Origin of the sequence: Actinoplanes sp. NPDC049265 (assembly GCF_043197135.1) — a bacterium.
In the GTDB taxonomy this organism is placed as follows: domain Bacteria; phylum Actinomycetota; class Actinomycetes; order Mycobacteriales; family Micromonosporaceae; genus Actinoplanes.
Map to the genome: position 1 here is coordinate 750,882 of NZ_JBICSP010000001.1, position 15,019 is coordinate 765,900.

Consider the following 15,019-nt stretch of genomic DNA (forward strand, 5'->3'; position numbering starts at 1 on the left):
AGGGTTTCAGGCCAGGCCCTCGCGCTCGGCCACCGACCGGGCCGGAGGCGGCGTCCGGGCGTACACCTCGAGCAGGAAGTCGTTTTCCTCGTGCCGGGCCGTGCGGGTCAGACCGGGCACGCCGGCCAGCGCGGCGTGCACCTGGTCGCCGGGGCGGGCGTGCTCGTCCACCGGCCGGCGCCAGTGCACCGCGACCAGGTCGCCGCCCGGCTCGAGAGCGCGGCGCGTGTTGGTCAGCAGGGTGGCCAGGTCGGCGTCGTCGAAGTAGTAGCCCAGCTCGGAGAGCACGATCAGGTCGAAGGACTCGTCCGGCCAGTCGTGCGGCATCGCGGCCTGGCGTACGCGTACGTGTGTATGGACCTCGACCCGCTCGGCCGCCGTCGCGACCGCGGAGGGCACCACGTCCACCGCCAGCAGCCGGTCGGCCCGGGCGGCCAGACGGGCGGTCAGCATCCCGGTCGAGCAGCCCGGCTCGAAGGCCGACCGGTACCGCCGCCGGGGCAACGCCGCCACCGTCAGGTCGTGCTTGCGGGCGTCGTACCAGCGGTTCTCGAAGTCCCACGGGTCGGTGCGGGCCGCGTACATCCGCTCGAAGTAGCTTCTCGGCGTGGTCACGCGAAGACCACCTCGAACGGGCGGGCGAAGCGGGCCAGCACGTGCGGCGGCAGGATCGCGGCGTCCGCCTCGGCCGGCCCGAGCGGCGCGATCTGACTCTCGAAGGCGGCGATCGCGGCGGCCTTGGCGGCGATCGCCGCGGGCGTGAGATCGACGACGCGGGCCCGGCGCCACGGCACGGAGGGGTCTCCGGGGTGGGCCCAGTGCCAGGTCCAGATCGGATATTCGAGCAGCCGCGCGCCGGTCACCTCACAGGCCCGGGCGGCGGCCCGGCCGACGATCTCGTGATCCGGGTGCCCGTCCCCGCGCCACGTGGCCAGGCACCACCGGCCCGGCGCCAGCAGCGGGACGAGCGCGTCGGTGACCGCCTTCGCGTCGATGCCGCCGTCGGGCTGGCCCAGCCGGTGCACCCGGGACGCGCCCAGCCCGAGCCGATCCAGTGCCTCGGTGGTCTCGGCCCGGCGGATCGCGGCCAGTTCGGAGCGGCTGTGGACGGTCGAGTCCGGGTGCGACGCCTCGCCGTCGGTGACCGCCACCAGATCGGCCGCGCCGAGCATCGCCATCAGGCCGGCCACCCCGAGGATCTCGTCGTCCGGGTGCGGCGCCACCACCAGCGGCGGGCCCGGCGGGTCGAGGTCCAGCGCGGGCCACGCCTTGACCGCGGGCCAGGACGTCCACTCCCGCTCGTCGGTGCCCTCGGCGACGACTATCGGTTTCACCATGTCGGCTCCTCTCCCGTGGCCAGCAGTCGGCCGAGCTGTTCCAGATCACCCTCGGCGTGGCTCTGCCGCAGGTAGACGGTGAGGTCGGCGACCCGGCGGGCGTGGTCGCCGTCGCGGGCCAGCGGTCCCGCGCCCAGGGCCCGGCCGACCCGGTCGAGCACCTCGGTGGCGGCGGCTTCGACGGTCGCGCGTACCCGCAGCGCCAGCCGGTGCGCGTCGGCCCGCGGGTCGGCGTCGATCGCGGCGGCCGCCTCGGCCAGCACCGCCCCGGCCGCCCCGAGCGCGACGTCCACCGCCCCGAGGTGGGCGTACGCGTGCGGTCCGATGTCCTTCGCCGGCCGTGGGGAATTGGCCGCCGCCGGAAAGCCGGCCGTGCCCGGTGAGCCGGCCGTGCCCGGTGAGCCGGCCGCCCTCGGCGAGTTGGCGGGGCGGGGGGAGTTGGCGGGGCGAGGGGCGCCGGTGGCCGCCGCGAGCAGGGTGTCGGCCACGCCGAGGGCGCCGCCGTACCAGCACGCCGCCACGCCGACGCCGCCGTGCCAGAAACCCGGGCGGCCCACGTAGTCGCCGGGGCCGCCGACCGGCTCGGCCGGCGCGTCGGTGAAGCGGATCGTCCGGCTGTCGCTGGCCGCCATGCCGACGGCGGGCCAGGTGCCGTCGAGCGGGAACGCGTGCGGCGCCTCGTTGGCCACCGCGAACAGCCGGATGCCGTCGTCCGCGGCCGCCGTCACCAGGGCGTGGGTGCACCAGGCGGCGCCCGAGCACCACGGGCGGTCGCCGGTCAGGCGCCAGACGCCGCCGGCGTTCTCCGCGCGTACCGACGAAGGAGCCGCCGCCCAGACACCCCAGCGCTCCCCACCGCCAGGTGGTCCCGCGCCGAGCTCGGCGCGGATCGCCACCGCGTCCGCGTGCCCCTCCAGCAGCCGCACCTCGACCAGGTCGCGCCGGCCGGTCGCGGCGAAGTGGCGGAAACGTTCCGCGGTCCCGCCGTGCCCGGGAAGCGGCAGGTCAGGAAGGTTGATGGTCGACACCGCCGGCAGATACCCGGGAGCGCTTCCACTAATCACCCGGGTCGGTTAACTTCTAACGGTGGTAGAAAACCTAACGACGTTCGGCGTACGGGGACCGCGCGCGTGACCCGAGAGGAGCGCCGCGAGGCGAACCGGCGGCGCATCTTCGAGGCCGCTTGGCAGACCGTCGAACGGGACGGCGCGGCGGCGGTGACGATCCGCCAGATCGCCACCGACGTCGGCTACTCCGCGCCCGTCGTCTACCAGCACTACGCCGGCAAGGAGGCGCTGCTCGGGGCGGTGCTGATCGAGGGGTACGCCCGGCTGCACGCCCATCTGGCAGCCGCGGCCGAGCACAGCCCGCCGGCCGAGGCGCTCTATGCCGTCGGGCAGGCGTACCTCGGCTTCGCCGAGCGCAACCCGCACCTCTACCGGCTGATGAACGGCCTGGCCGCGGTGGCGCTCGACCCCGGCGCGCGCAACGCCGCCGCCGGCGGAGTGATCGCGGTGACGAACAGCGTCATCGAGGCCTGGGCGGCCGCGACCGGTGCCCCGCGCCCCGACCCGGCCCTCGCCTGCGACCTGGTCTGGGGCGTCGTGCACGGCATGACCGGGCTCGGCCAGCTCGACGACATCGGCTTCGACCGCGCCCGCCGGCTCGCCGACGAGGCCCTGCACGCCATCACCGACCGATGGGCCCGGTCATGAACCCACCGTCAATCCTATTCGTGAGGAGCATCCGATGACCGTCGACGTCGACCGCGACGCCCAGGTCGTGGTGGAGCACACCACGCTGATCAACGCCCCGCTGGACACCGTGTGGCGGCTGCACACCACGATCGGCGACTGGCCGTCGTGGCAGCCGGACATCACCTCGGCCGCCCTCGACGGCCCGCTCGTACCCGGCTCGAGCTTCCGCTGGGAGACCAGCGGGCTGGACATCACCTCGACGATCAAAGAGGTGGTACCGGGCGAGCGGATCGTCTGGGGCGGCCCGGCCCGCGGCATCGACGGCGTGCACGTGTGGGCCTTCACCGAGGGCCCGGACGGCGTGACCGTGCACACCACCGAGTCGTGGGACGGCCCGCCGGTCGCCGCCGACCCCGGCGGCATGCGCGCGGCCCTGGACGCCTCGTTGGTCGCCTGGCTGGCCGCCCTCCGTCAGGCCGCCGAGAACCCATCCTCCAGGTAGGCCACCGACTCGTCCGCCCGTGCCGTCAGCGCCGCACTGATCCGCCGGGCCAGCAGGCCGGGCAGGCGTTCGGCGGCCTCCCGCTCGGTGCACCACGCCCAGCCGCGCAACTCGTCGGCCGGCAACCGGATCCGGCCGGTCTGCGCCGGCGTCAGCATCCCGCCGTCGAACACCATCATCAGGCCCTCGGTGCGGTCCGGGCGCGGTGGCACCCAGTCGACCACCAGCAACCGGCCCGGCCGCACGGTCAGGCCCAGCTCCTCGTCGAGCTCGCGCACCACCGCCGCGCGGGGCGACTCGCCGGCCTCGACGGCGCCGCCCGGGATCTCGAAATACGGCTGGTAGGTCGGCTCGACCAGCAGCACCCGGCCCCGATCGTCGGTCAGCAGCGCGCCGGCCCCCATCCGTTTGCGCGGCAACGTGGCCGTGTAGTCGCCGGTCACCCGGGCCGGCCCGGTCAGCCGAGGGCGGCGATGTTGGCGGCCTCGTCCGGGTCGGGCTCGGACGTGTCCAGGAACGCCCGGAGCACCTCGACGGCCACGTCCGGTGCGAGTCGTTTGAGACTCATCGCCAGCACGTTGGCGTCGTTCCAGAGGCGGGCGCCGCGGGCGATCCACGGGTCCCAGGCCAGTGCCGCGCGGACGCCCGGCACCTTGTTGGCCGCGATCGCCGTCCCGGTGCCGGTCCAGCACATCACCACGCCGTAGTCGGCTCGCCCCTCGACGACCGCCCGCCCGACGAATCGACCCAGGTCGGGCCAGCTCTGCCCCGGCTCGGGCCGGACGATCTCGTGGCCGCCCTCGGTCAGGGCCCGGACGACGGCCGCGGTGGTCTCGTTCTCGTCATCACTGGCGAAAGCAACCCGCATCCGTTCAGCCTAGGCGGCGTTACGCAGTCCAGCCGGGGCCGCGGCGTGACCCAGAGCGCGCTGGACCGCGAAACACGGCTCGGGCGGCTGGGTCAGCCGGCGTGGGCGGTGTTGACCTGCAGGATCCAGGTGACGCCGAAGCGGTCGGTGAGCATGCCGAAGCCGGGGGAGAACGGCGACGGACCGAACTTCTCGACGATCTCGGCGCCGTCGGCGAGCTTGTCCCACAGCGCGCCGACCTCTTCCGCGGTCTCGCCGCCGATGGCGACGAAGAACCGCTCGCCGGTCAGGGTCACGCCGTTCTCGCGGGTCGTCGCGGTCAGCGGGGCGGCCGGGACGGCGTGGCCGGGGACGTCGTAGCCCATGACGCTGAAGCCGTTGCCGGCGGTGACCTGGCCGAAGACGATCTTGTCGGCGCCGGGCAGTTCCGCGGGCATGCCGAAGTCGCTGTACGCGACCAGGGTGAGGTGGCCGCCGAACACGGACTGGTAGAACTCCAGCGCCGCCCGGGCATCGCCGCGGAAGTTCAGGTGCGTGGTGGTGGTGATCGTCATGGCGATGACTCCCTGTCGGTGTTCTGGGCCGGTGTTGTCCGGCGCTGAACCAAGGGTCGCAGCCATAGGTGTCAGGTTGTGGCACCTTCTTCCGGGACGGTAAGGATCTCCGCGCGCAAGGTCTCCAGTTGCCGCACGGCGGGTGTGCCGGGGGCGGCGAGCAGGGTCAGGAGCTTGAGGTCGGCGCCTGGTGGTGGGCCGGCATCCGCTGGACAACGCCGACCTGTCGGCCGACCTCGACGGGGTGATGCGTGCCCTGGCCGCCCGGCTCGGCATCGATGTTCCGGCCGATCGGTGGGCCGCCCTGGTCGACGCGGCGACCCTTCCCCGGATGCGGGCGGAGGCCGACCGGCTGGTCCCGAACGTGGTCCCGGTCAAGGACCGGAGCGCGTTCTTCCGGGAGGGCCGGTCCGGCGCCGGGGCCCGCGCGCTGAAGGAAGCGGAGCTGGCCCGGTTCCGGCGGCGGACGGCCGGCCTCGCCCCGCCGGACGTGGTCGACTGGCTGTGTCGGCCCTGAGTCACCAGCCCACGTCGCGGGCGATCCGCCGCGCCACGTCGAGGGCGGAGAGATCGTCGGTCGGCACCGGCCGGCCCGCCCCGGAACGGTCGAGTGCCTCCGACTGCCGGACGGCGGCTTCGTGCGCCGCGGCGAGCACGGTGGCGGACGCGCCGCGGAGCTCGTCGCCGGCGATGAGCGGACCGTGGCCGAGGCCGCGCAGCCGGATCCGTTCGCGCAGGGTGCGGGAACTCGCCCGGAGCCGGATGACCGTGACGGTCGCGGCGGGCAGCGCGTCGAGGTAGGGCCGGGGATCGGTGATGTGGCCGTTGACCACCAGGCGGCGGGCGCCCCACCGGTGGAAGAGGGACCACAGGGAGGCGACGTTGGCCGCCTCGAGCCGGACATCGGCGCGATCACCGAGGAAGCCGATCTGCCGCAGATCGACCAGGCCGGCGATGTGCCCGTCGCGGCGGGCCAGCCGGGACAGCTCCCAGCCGACCGTCGACTTGCCGGCCGCGGCCGGGCCGCACAGCAGCACGACCTCGCCGGGTGTGGCCTCCGGATCCGGCCACGGGAGGGCCGCGCGCGGTGGCTGATCGGGCCACCGCTCACGGACCGTCGCCAGCACGTCGGTGACGTCACCGCGGGTGGTGTCCACAGTGGGGTACGCGAAACCGGCGCGATCCAGCGACTCCGCCATCGCGAGAGCGGCCGCGCGGTCCTCGCCCGGCCGGCCCCGGAGCGCCAGCCGGCGGCTCAGCACCGGCAGGTCGCAGCGCAGACGCAGAACGGTGAGGGCGGCCCCGGAAAGAACCTCGGTGCGGATGCCACGCCGCGCGTCGACGAGACCGGAGACGATCAGCGACGTGGCGCCGGCCGCCGCGACATTCGTGACGACCCGGCCCAGGGCGCGGGTCTGCAGCTCGGTCCGGCCGGGGTCGGCGGGAATCTCGGGGTAGCACAGGCCGAGCTGGTCCAGGTCGACATAGCCGGCGCCGGGCCGTTCGCGGAACAGCTCCCAGGCGGCGGTGGACTTGCCCACTCCCGGTGGCCCGCACAACCACAGCACCGGAAACCGGACGACCGGCGCGCTCAACTGACGTCTCCCGGTGGCCCGCACAACCACAGCACCGAAAACCGGACGACCGGCGCGCTCAACTGACGTCTCCCGGTGGCCCGCACAACCACAGCACCGAAAACCGGACGACCGGCGCGCTCAACCGACGTCCGAGTCTCATTCGCCGACGCGCAGGAGTTCGCCCAGCCCCTGACGCCGGCGGGCGGCCGCCTCGGCCCAGCCGGCCACCGGGACCGCCGTCACCAGCACCACGGCCAGAAGCACCAGCGGCCACCACGGCACGGCCAGGACCGGGTCGCTGTCCCAGCCGACCAGCAGCCGCAACGCCAGCGAGCCGAAGGTCAGAACGGCCAGGGCGACACCCAGCAACGGCCCGGCCAGCGCGGCCACGAGCACCGGCGGCAGAAGTTCGACGGCGGCGACCGTACGCGTGTCCCGGAGCCGCAGACCCAGCGTGCGCAACCGGCCCATGGTGGCCCAGCGTCGCGGTGCGCCGGACGCCGCCCCGAGGGCGAAACCGAGCAACCCGAGCGCGACCAGCGTCCCGGCCGACACCCAGGTCAGCGCGATCAGCCCGGCCGTCACCGGCGTGGTGCGCCGCTCCCGGGCGACGTCGGTGCGCGACGTGACCCGGACACCCTGGGCGCCGGCCAGCACGCCGGCCGCACCGGGACCGGACGCCCACAGCGTGTTGGGCTCGATCGGGACCCCGGCCGCGGCCAGCGCGGTGGCGTCCACGTAGACGGCGTCGCCACTGTCGCCGATGGCCGGTGCCGTTCCCACGGCGGTGAGCGCGACGGCTGCCCCGTCCTTGCGCGGGACCTGCAGGGCCACGCCGGGGCGCAGGGTGCCGTCGGCCGATCGGACCAGGGCGGCAACGGCGCCGCCGGAGTGGGCCGCCCCGAGCCGGTCGAACGCGGGGCCGTCGGGCACCGGGGCGTCGTCGAGCAACCGCCGGTACGCGGCCGCGTCCAGCACCACGAGCCGGGTGGTGACCAGCTTGGTCGGGGCGGCCACGCTCGCGCCCTCGGTGATCTGGGCGGTGGCGACGTGCTCGACGCCGGGCGCGGCGGCCACCTTCCGGGCGAGGGCGGTGAGGTCGACACCGGCGGACGGCACGGCGTCCACGCGTACGTCGGCACCGACCGTGCGCCAGGCCGCGTCGGTCAGGCCCCGGCCGGCGGTGGCGCCCGTGGTCAGCGCGAAGGTCGCCAGGCCGGCGGCGGCCACCATGACCAGCGCCGGCAGCGCCTGTGCGGCCCCGGCGGCCTGGGCCGTACCGAAGACGACGAGGGGCCGGCGCGAGCGCAGCGCCCGGCGCAGCAGGAACCGCAGTACGGGTGGCAGCAGCCGGACCAGGACCAGGGCGCCGGCGATGACACCCAGCGCGGGGGCGGCCGCGGCCAGCGCCGACGTGCTCTCCTGGCCGGCGAACGGGTCGAGCGCCCCGGCGGTGGGGCCGGCCGACGCCGGCAGGATCCCGCGCTGCCGGAGGGCGACGACCGCGCCCGCGGCCACGATCAGCACGGCACCCTCGATCGCGGCCCGGCGCAGCGACGCCGTGCGCCGGAGCCGGCGGCGGGCGGCCCGGTTGGCGGGCACGCGGCGGTCGCGGGTGGCGCGGGCGGCCACGGCGATTCCGTACGCGGGCCCGGCCAGCAGCGCCGCGGCGGCCACCGGAAGCGACCACCACAGGGCGATGCCCGGCGTCACCAGCCGGGCCGCGACCAGTCCCACCAGCGTCGCGACGAGCGCCAGCGCGGCCGACTCGATCAGCAGCTCGGTGGCCAGCCCGGGCAGCCCGGCGCCGCGGTGCCGGGCCGCGGTCAGGGCCGGGGCGCGCCGGCGGGCCAGCAGCGCCGCCGCGAGGGCCAGCACCAGCACGGCGCCGGTGAGTACGCCGGCGAGCAGGACCGAGGCCTGGGCGGTGGCCGCGTTGACCCGCATCTGCACGGTCCGCAGCACGTGGTCGAGCTGGGTCAGCCACTGAAGGGAACCGTCCTGTGCGGAGAACGAGCCGGACGTCGCCTGGAGGGTGACGAGCAGGGCGTTGATCGGCCCGGCGGTGGCCGAGTCGAGCTTGGCCGGGTCGGCGTCGAAGTGGGCGAGGCGGTCCAGTTCGTCCTGCTCGACGGCGAGCCGGGCGTCGGGCAGCGACTCGGGGGAGAGCAGGCCGCCGAGCCGGGTGCTGCCCAGGCCGTCGAGCCCGGGCAGCGGGCGCAGCACCCACGGCGTGAGCCGCCACGCCGGGTCGGCCGGGTCGACCGGCCGGAAGATCCCGCTGATCGTCACGATCTTGACCCGCAGCAGTTTGTCCTTCAGCGGGATCCGGTCGCCCGGCTTCAGGCGCAGCGCGGCGGCGGTCGCCTCGGTGACGCCCACCTGCACCGGCCACGGCGGGCTGCCGCTCCGGACGACGAGGTCGGGTTCGTCGGCCGGTGCCGATCCGCGGGGCGGGCCCCCGGCGATCCAGGTGACCCGGCCGGCGCTGAACGCGCCGCGGTTGTCGGACAGGTACGAGTACTGGAACGTGCGGAGCAGGCTGCCGTCGGTGACGTTGAAGCTCGGGCCGCCGGCGGTCATCACCGGTGGTCGAAGGGCCGCGCGCAGGTCCGGGTCCAGGGAGGACTCCGCGCGCAGGCGAAAGACGTCCATCTCGGCCGCCAGGTCCGGTTTCCGCTGGCGGCCGCCCAGCGCGTCGTCGTAGTCCCAGCTGGAGTGGGCCACCACGGCGCCGTCGTCGCCGGCCGAGCGGACCGCGTCGCGGATGGTGGCGTCGGTGGTGGAGCGCAGCAGCGCCGGTGTCGCCCCGGCCAGCAGCGCGGACACCGCGACGACCACGGCGACCAGCAGGAGCAGTCCGACGTCGGCGCGGGCCCGGCCGCGGACGCTGGGCCAGTGCACGACGGGCAGCCGCCCCGCGGCGAGTCGCCACACGACCGGGAGTCTCATGTCGCCACCCGCAGGTGGGCGGCGTCGGCCCGGCGGGTCTGGGCGATGACCACGACGGTCACCGCGAGCGCGCACGCGACGACGAGGAGACCGAGCAGCGCTCCCTCGGCGGCCCACGGCCAGACGCCGGCCGGTGCCGGTATCGGCGTGGCCCCGGTCTCGGCCCGGACCATCGGCGGCGCCACCACCGCGGTGGCCAGCGCCCCGACCAGGGCGCCGGCCAGCAGCAGGGGGAGCAGGACCCCGGCGTGCTGGCCGAGCAGCATCGCCCGGACCTCGCGCCGGGTCACGCCCAGCCCGCGCAACCGGGCCACCTCGACCGCGCGGACCCGCAGGTCGCTGTTCACGTGCAGGACGACGCCGGCCAGCAACAACAGGACGGCGACGAGTACGAGCAGCTGCAGCGACGGCCGCACCCCGGCGCGCGGCGCGCTGCCGGTCAGGCGGGCGGTCTCGGCGTCCCGGGTGGTGACCTGGCCCAGGTGCAGGGCGGCGACGCGTTCGGCCGCGCCGGCCCGGGGCTGCCCGGCCCACCAGGCGTCGATCGGGTAGGTCAGGTCGCCGGCGGCGATCAGCGACCGGGACAGGGTGTCGATGTCGGCCAGGACCGCCGGCGCACCGGGGGCGGCCGGCACCTCGGGGACGACCGCGGTGACCACGATCGGCACCGGGGTGACGCCCACCGGCATGCTGAGCCGCGCGCCCGGGCCGACGCCGAGCTGCCCGGCGACGCGGGCGGCCACGGCCACCGGCACTGGGCCGGGATCGGGGAAGGCGGTGGCGACCAGGGTGCGGGCGGCGGCCTCGGAGCTGACCAGCTGGACGCCGGCCGTCATGGTGAGCCGGCCGGCGGTGGCCGACACGGCCGGATCGGTGAGCATGCCCGACTGCGGCGGCGCCGAGGTGGCCGTCCACGGCGAGCCGGTCGCGGCCCCCGGCACGGTGACGGTCACCGACACCCTGGTGGTCGCCGTGTCCGGCGCCGCCGCGTCCGGGCTGATCGGCAGCGCGATCGCGACCAGCCGCTGCCCGGTGGCGGTGGCGCAGTCCGGCAGCCGGTGGATCCGTCCGTCCAATGTCACCCGCTCGCCGATGCAGGTGCCGCGCAGCCCGGTGGCGTCCTGCAGCACCAGACGCGGGGACACCGCGATCGGAACGTCGCCGGTCGCGGTCCCGGTGATGGTCAGGGCCGTGCCGGGCGCCACCGGGAGGCCCTCGACGCGGTTCTTCGGGGTGAGGCCGGCGCCGACCTGGGACCAGGTACGCCCACCGTCCAGCCGCCCGCGCAGCAGCGTACCGGCGCGCGCTGTGTCTACCGCGACCAGCCGCGGTGGCTGGGTCGCGCCGCCGGTCCACTGGCCCAGGCCCACGCCCCGGTCGACCGCCGGGCTCACCGATCCGCCGGTGGCGGCGGCCAGCGCCGGTCCGTCCCCGGTCACCGGCGGGCCGGTGACCGACACCCGCAGGTCGGTGCCGACGGCCAGGTCGGCCTGGTCGTGCTGGGACCGGTCCCAGGTGGCGCCGAACGCCAGCCCGAACGTGCCGGCCGAGCAGGCCAGGCTGACCAGCAGCCCGGCCGCGACCGCGTGCGGGCGGCGGGCGGCCTCGAACACGGCCAGCGGCAGGACCAGGCCGCGCGCCTTGCGGGCGAGCCGGTCGAGCCCCCGCAGGGCCGGTGGGACCAGCCGCAGGGCCAGGGCCGCCCCGGCGGTGAGCACCAGCGCGGGCGCGGCCACCCGCACGACGTCGGTGCGGGAGGTGGCCGTGTCCGGTTGCCCGGTCAGCTGCCACCACCCGATCGCGGCCAGCCCGGCCAGCAGCAGGTCGACACCGGACCGGGCGACCAGTTCGGCGCGGCGGTGGCGTTCCCCCGGCGCGGTCACCGGCCGGATGGTCAGGACGGCGAGCAGGACCGCCAGCGCGAGCGCGCCCCCGGTGACCGAGAACAGCTGGGCGGCGTTCGTGCCGGGGCCGACGGCCAGCCCGGCGCCGGCCAGCGGCGGCAGGTGGGTGAGGCCGGCGTGCAGCCCGGCCGAGGCCGGCACGGCGATCGCGGCGGCCAGCACGGCCAGCACCGCGGTCTCCACGGCGGCGAGGACGGTGAACTGGCCGCGGCTGACACCGAGCGCGGACAACAGGGTGGTCTCGCCCGCGCGTACCCCCGCGGTCAGCCGGCCGGCCAGGACCAGCGCGGCCGCCGTCAGCCCACAGCCGAGCAGCGCGACCGCGATCACCACGGCGCCGGCCACCCGCCGCTGCTCGCGGGCCTGCTGCATGGTGACCGGCAGCCGGGCGTCGACGCGCTGGATGTTGACCCGGTCGCCGAGGACCCGGCCCAGCCGCCGGCCGGCGTCGTCGAGGCGGATGTCGGCCCTGTTCAGGCCGCGCAGGTCGGCGCGGCTGAGATCGGGTACGGCCACGACCTCCAGCCGGTCCACAACCGAGGGGGTGGCGTACAGGTCGGGGAGGTTGACCAGGAACGGCCCGTACGAGAGAACCAGCTGGTCGGAGACTCCCTCGGAGAAGAAGCTGACCAGATAGCCCTGGCCGCCGAGGGTGTCGCGTTCCCAGCCGGTGCCGGGCCGGGGCCGCACGACACCGACCACGGTGACGTCCAGGGCCGGTGCGGCGTCGAAGGCGCGCTCCTGACCGATCCGGACCCGCTGACCGACAGTGATCCCGAGCATCCGGGCGGTCGTCTCCAGCAGCACCGCCTCGACCGGTGCGGCGCCGGCTCGCGGCCACCGTCCGGTGAGCAGGGTCGCGCGCTGTCGTAGACCGTCCACCCCGGAGAGGTACGTTTCGGCCGGCAGACCGTTCACCTCGGGCGCGGACGGCAGCACCCGCATCCGCGACGACGCACGGACGGTGGTGGTGATCGGGTAGGGCGCGTACGCCTCGGTCAGCACGGCCCGGGTGTCGGCGGCGACCGAGGCGGCCGCCCGGGGCTTCACCTCGACCGTGTACGCGGTGGCCCGCACCTGGTCGGCCGGCCCGCGGGTGGCGACCGACGTGAGGGCCTGCTCGGCCGTCCGGGTCACCAGCAGGGCACAGGTGCCGGCCACGGTCGCGCCGATCGCGAGCAGTGCCACCAGCGTCGCCAGCAGGGGCCATTGGGTGCGTACCCGCCGGATCAGCAGGCTCAGCACGACATCACGCGTCGACCCGCCCGTCGTGCATCCGCAACACCCGGTCGGCCAGCGCCATCATCACCGGATCGTGGGTGGACAGCAGCACCGTGACGCCCTCGGACTCGACCACGCCGCGCAGCAGCGCCATCACGGCCAGCCCGGTCTCGGCGTCGAGTTGCCCGGTCGGCTCGTCGGCGATCAGCAGCTTGGGCGAGGCGGCCAGGGCCCGGGCGATGGCCACGCGCTGCTGCTGGCCGCCGGACATCTCGTCCGGGCGGTGCTCGGCGTGGCCGGCCAGACCGACCAGGTCGAGGAGCATGCCGGTGCGTCGCTCACGCTCTTCGGCGGGTACGCGGGCCAGCCGCAACGGCACGCCGACGTTCTCGGCCGCCGACAGCACCGGGATGAGCCCGAAGGTCTGGAACACGTACGACGCGGTGTCGCGCCGCAGCCGGGACAGCCCGTCGTCGTCCAGGGCGGTCACCTCGATGCCGTCGGCCACGACCGTCCCGGAGTCCGGCCGGTCGAGCCCGCCGACCACGTTGAGCAGTGTCGTCTTGCCCGACCCGGACCGGCCGACCAGGGCCACCATGGTGCCCGCCTCGACGTCGAACGACACGTCGCGCAGCGCGTGCACGGCCGACGGGCCCTCGCCGAAGCTGCGGTGCACGCTCCGGACGCTGAGCAGCGGGCTCACGCGTCGCCCCGGATCTCGACCCGGTCGGCCTCCAGCACCAGGCGTACCCGGCGGGTCAACTCGAGCGCCTCGCGGTAGTCGCGCGGGATCTGCACCCGGCCGGCCCGGTCCATCACCGCGTACTCCTCGGCGATCACGTGTTCCTCGCCGTCGTCCCGGGTGCCGGTCCGGCGCAGCACCTCGGAGCTGGTCCGGCCGTCGCGGATGGCCACGGTCCGCTCGACCCGGTCACTGACCTCGGGGTCGTGGGTGACGATGACGATCGTGACGCCGTACTCGCGGTTGACCGTACGCAACGCCTCGAAGACCTCGGCCGAGGTGGCGGTGTCGAGCTCGCCGGTCGGTTCGTCGGCCAGCAGCACCTGCGGCTGGTTGGCCAGCGCGACGGCGATCGCCACCCGCATCTGCTGGCCGCCGGAGAGCTGGTCCGGCCGCCGGTCGGCGCACGGGCCGACGCCCAGCGTCTCGAGTAACTCGCCGGTCCGTTGCCGGCGGGCCGGCGCGGGGGTGCGGGCGGCGGCCATCGGCAGGTCGACCATCTGGGCGGCGGTCAGGTAGGGGACCAGGTTGCTCGCGGTCTGCTGCCGGACGAATCCGACAGTGTGCCGCCGGTAGCGCACCCGGTCGGCGCGGGTCATGGCGAGCAGGTCCCACGGGCCGACGGTGGCTTTGCCCGCGGTCGGCGCGTCGATCCCGGCCAGGATGCTGAGCAGCGTCGACTTGCCCGACCCGGACGCGCCGACGACGGCGATCATCTCGCCCCGGTCGACCGCGAGGTCGAGTCCCTGCAGCGCCTGGACCTCGATCGAGCCGGTCTGGTAGATCCGCACCAGGCTCTCGCAGACGATCATGGCCTCCGGGCCCTGCACGCGTCCTCCCGAACTGTCGAGCCGGAATCCTACGGCGATGATCGCACCCGTCAAGTGGTGGACGGGTGCGTTCTCCCGGCGGCGGCGTCGACAGTCGGCGCGGAGCGAGCGGTCAGTCGGCGGCCAGGCTGGCCCAGACCACCTTGCCGTCCGGTGCCAGCAGGCAGCCCCAGCGGTGCGACAGTTCCTCGACCAGCCGCAGACCTCGGCCGGTGGCGATCTTCCCGGCCGGGCCGGAGTCGAGCCGGGGCCGTTCGGTCGAGCCGTCCCGGACCGCGATCATCAGGTAGCGGTGGCCCATCGACAGGCGCAGCCCGATCATCGTGTTCGCGTGCTCCATGGCGTTGGTCACCAGCTCACCGGTGACCAGGATGGCCGCGTCGGTCAGCTGCGGCACGATCCAGCGGTGACACGCCTCGCGGGCCAGGGCGCGTGCGCGGGCGGCGGCGCCGGTCACCGGCAGCAGCGCCTCGCTGAGCATCGGGATCCGGTTGTCCGGCTTGGCGATCAGGGCCTGCGCGGCGGAGGCGAAGACGGCCAGCCGCCCGTAGCGCCCGCCGGCCAGCTGGGCTGCCTGGTCCGGGTCGGGCGCGGCGATCAGCAGCGGGGTGCCCGGCCAGACCGCGGCCTGCCGGACGACGGCCGAGAACACCGCAAGCGCGGCCGGCTCGCGCACGCTGAGCCCGGTCAGTTCCACCACGACCGCGTCGGGCTGTTCGACCAGGCTCTTGAGCAGCGCCATCCGGACGTGGGGAGCGGTTTCGGCGGACAGGTCGCCGCTGACCCGGACGAGCACCCGGGGGCCCAGCTGACGGGTTTCGCAGCGTACCGGCAT

Annotated in this window: 15 protein-coding genes; 3 read left to right on the forward strand and 12 right to left on the reverse strand. The window is 75.4% G+C overall.

All coding sequences use genetic code 11. From position 1 onward, the window contains the following. Nucleotides 1-6 precede the first annotated feature (6 nt). The 3 genes from ACGFIO_RS03675 to ACGFIO_RS03685 are packed head-to-tail and all read right to left on the reverse strand — an operon-like array spanning nucleotide 7 to nucleotide 2,365. Nucleotides 7-615 carry a class I SAM-dependent DNA methyltransferase gene (locus tag ACGFIO_RS03675; RefSeq protein WP_392821517.1) on the reverse strand — a complete coding sequence of 203 codons (609 nt, stop codon included), beginning with the start codon at nucleotides 613-615 and terminating at the stop codon, nucleotides 7-9. Further along, on the reverse strand, nucleotides 612-1,337 hold the full coding sequence (locus ACGFIO_RS03680) for a PIG-L deacetylase family protein (RefSeq protein ID WP_392821520.1): 726 nt from the start codon (nucleotides 1,335-1,337) through the stop codon (nucleotides 612-614). The genes ACGFIO_RS03675 and ACGFIO_RS03680 overlap by 4 nt, the downstream gene beginning before the upstream one ends. Next, a complete protein-coding gene (locus ACGFIO_RS03685; protein ID WP_392821521.1) occupies nucleotides 1,331-2,365 on the reverse strand; it encodes an acyl-CoA dehydrogenase in 1,035 nt (344 codons plus the stop codon). Before ACGFIO_RS03685 ends, ACGFIO_RS03680 begins: the two co-directional genes overlap by 7 nt. 102 nt (nucleotides 2,366-2,467) lie before the next feature. Between ACGFIO_RS03685 and ACGFIO_RS03690 the strand changes: the two genes are divergently transcribed. Both ACGFIO_RS03690 and ACGFIO_RS03695 read left to right on the forward strand, forming a co-directional pair. Beyond that, a complete protein-coding gene (locus tag ACGFIO_RS03690) occupies nucleotides 2,468-3,052 on the forward strand; it encodes a TetR/AcrR family transcriptional regulator (protein ID WP_392821522.1) in 585 nt (194 codons plus the stop codon). Nucleotides 3,053-3,086: 34 nt separating this feature from the next. After that, nucleotides 3,087-3,536, forward strand: coding sequence for an SRPBCC family protein (locus ACGFIO_RS03695; protein WP_392821525.1), 450 nt, complete (start codon nucleotides 3,087-3,089; stop codon nucleotides 3,534-3,536). Here ACGFIO_RS03695 and ACGFIO_RS03700 read toward each other — a convergent pair. The 3 genes from ACGFIO_RS03700 to ACGFIO_RS03710 all read right to left on the reverse strand — a co-directional run bounded on the left by ACGFIO_RS03700 (nucleotide 3,506) and on the right by ACGFIO_RS03710 (nucleotide 4,958). Next, on the reverse strand, nucleotides 3,506-3,979 hold the full coding sequence (locus ACGFIO_RS03700) for an NUDIX domain-containing protein (RefSeq protein WP_392821527.1): 474 nt from the start codon (nucleotides 3,977-3,979) through the stop codon (nucleotides 3,506-3,508). The genes ACGFIO_RS03695 and ACGFIO_RS03700 overlap by 31 nt on opposite strands. A 14-nt stretch (nucleotides 3,980-3,993) precedes the next feature. Further along, nucleotides 3,994-4,404: an RpiB/LacA/LacB family sugar-phosphate isomerase gene (locus ACGFIO_RS03705; protein WP_392821529.1), complete on the reverse strand. Its 411-nt coding sequence runs from the start codon at nucleotides 4,402-4,404 to the stop codon at nucleotides 3,994-3,996. Between the two features lie 92 nt (nucleotides 4,405-4,496). Further along, on the reverse strand, nucleotides 4,497-4,958 hold the full coding sequence (locus ACGFIO_RS03710) for a VOC family protein (protein ID WP_392821531.1): 462 nt from the start codon (nucleotides 4,956-4,958) through the stop codon (nucleotides 4,497-4,499). Nucleotides 4,959-5,148: 190 nt separating this feature from the next. Here ACGFIO_RS03710 and ACGFIO_RS03715 point away from each other — a divergent pair, with 190 nt between their 5' ends. Further along, a complete protein-coding gene (locus ACGFIO_RS03715) occupies nucleotides 5,149-5,475 on the forward strand; it encodes a hypothetical protein (protein WP_392821533.1) in 327 nt (108 codons plus the stop codon). A gap of 1 nt (nucleotide 5,476) precedes the next feature. Here ACGFIO_RS03715 and ACGFIO_RS03720 read toward each other — a convergent pair whose 3' ends face one another. From ACGFIO_RS03720 to ACGFIO_RS03745, 6 genes are all read right to left on the reverse strand, one after another. After that, nucleotides 5,477-6,553: an AAA family ATPase gene (locus tag ACGFIO_RS03720; RefSeq protein ID WP_392821536.1), complete on the reverse strand. Its 1,077-nt coding sequence runs from the start codon at nucleotides 6,551-6,553 to the stop codon at nucleotides 5,477-5,479. 138 nt (nucleotides 6,554-6,691) lie between these two features. Further along, nucleotides 6,692-9,487, reverse strand: a complete 2,796-nt coding sequence (locus ACGFIO_RS03725) for an ABC transporter permease (RefSeq protein ID WP_392821539.1) — start codon at nucleotides 9,485-9,487, stop codon at nucleotides 6,692-6,694. Then, nucleotides 9,484-12,636 carry an FtsX-like permease family protein gene (locus ACGFIO_RS03730; RefSeq protein WP_392821542.1) on the reverse strand — a complete coding sequence of 1,051 codons (3,153 nt, stop codon included), beginning with the start codon at nucleotides 12,634-12,636 and terminating at the stop codon, nucleotides 9,484-9,486. Before ACGFIO_RS03730 ends, ACGFIO_RS03725 begins: the two co-directional genes overlap by 4 nt. Nucleotides 12,637-12,640: 4 nt before the next feature. Further along, nucleotides 12,641-13,306 carry an ABC transporter ATP-binding protein gene (locus tag ACGFIO_RS03735; protein ID WP_392822573.1) on the reverse strand — a complete coding sequence of 222 codons (666 nt, stop codon included), beginning with the start codon at nucleotides 13,304-13,306 and terminating at the stop codon, nucleotides 12,641-12,643. 5 nt (nucleotides 13,307-13,311) lie between these two features. Next, nucleotides 13,312-14,166, reverse strand: coding sequence for an ATP-binding cassette domain-containing protein (locus ACGFIO_RS03740; RefSeq protein WP_392822577.1), 855 nt, complete (start codon nucleotides 14,164-14,166; stop codon nucleotides 13,312-13,314). Between the two features lie 130 nt (nucleotides 14,167-14,296). Beyond that, nucleotides 14,297-15,019 carry an STAS domain-containing protein gene (locus ACGFIO_RS03745; protein WP_392821545.1) on the reverse strand — a complete coding sequence of 241 codons (723 nt, stop codon included), beginning with the start codon at nucleotides 15,017-15,019 and terminating at the stop codon, nucleotides 14,297-14,299.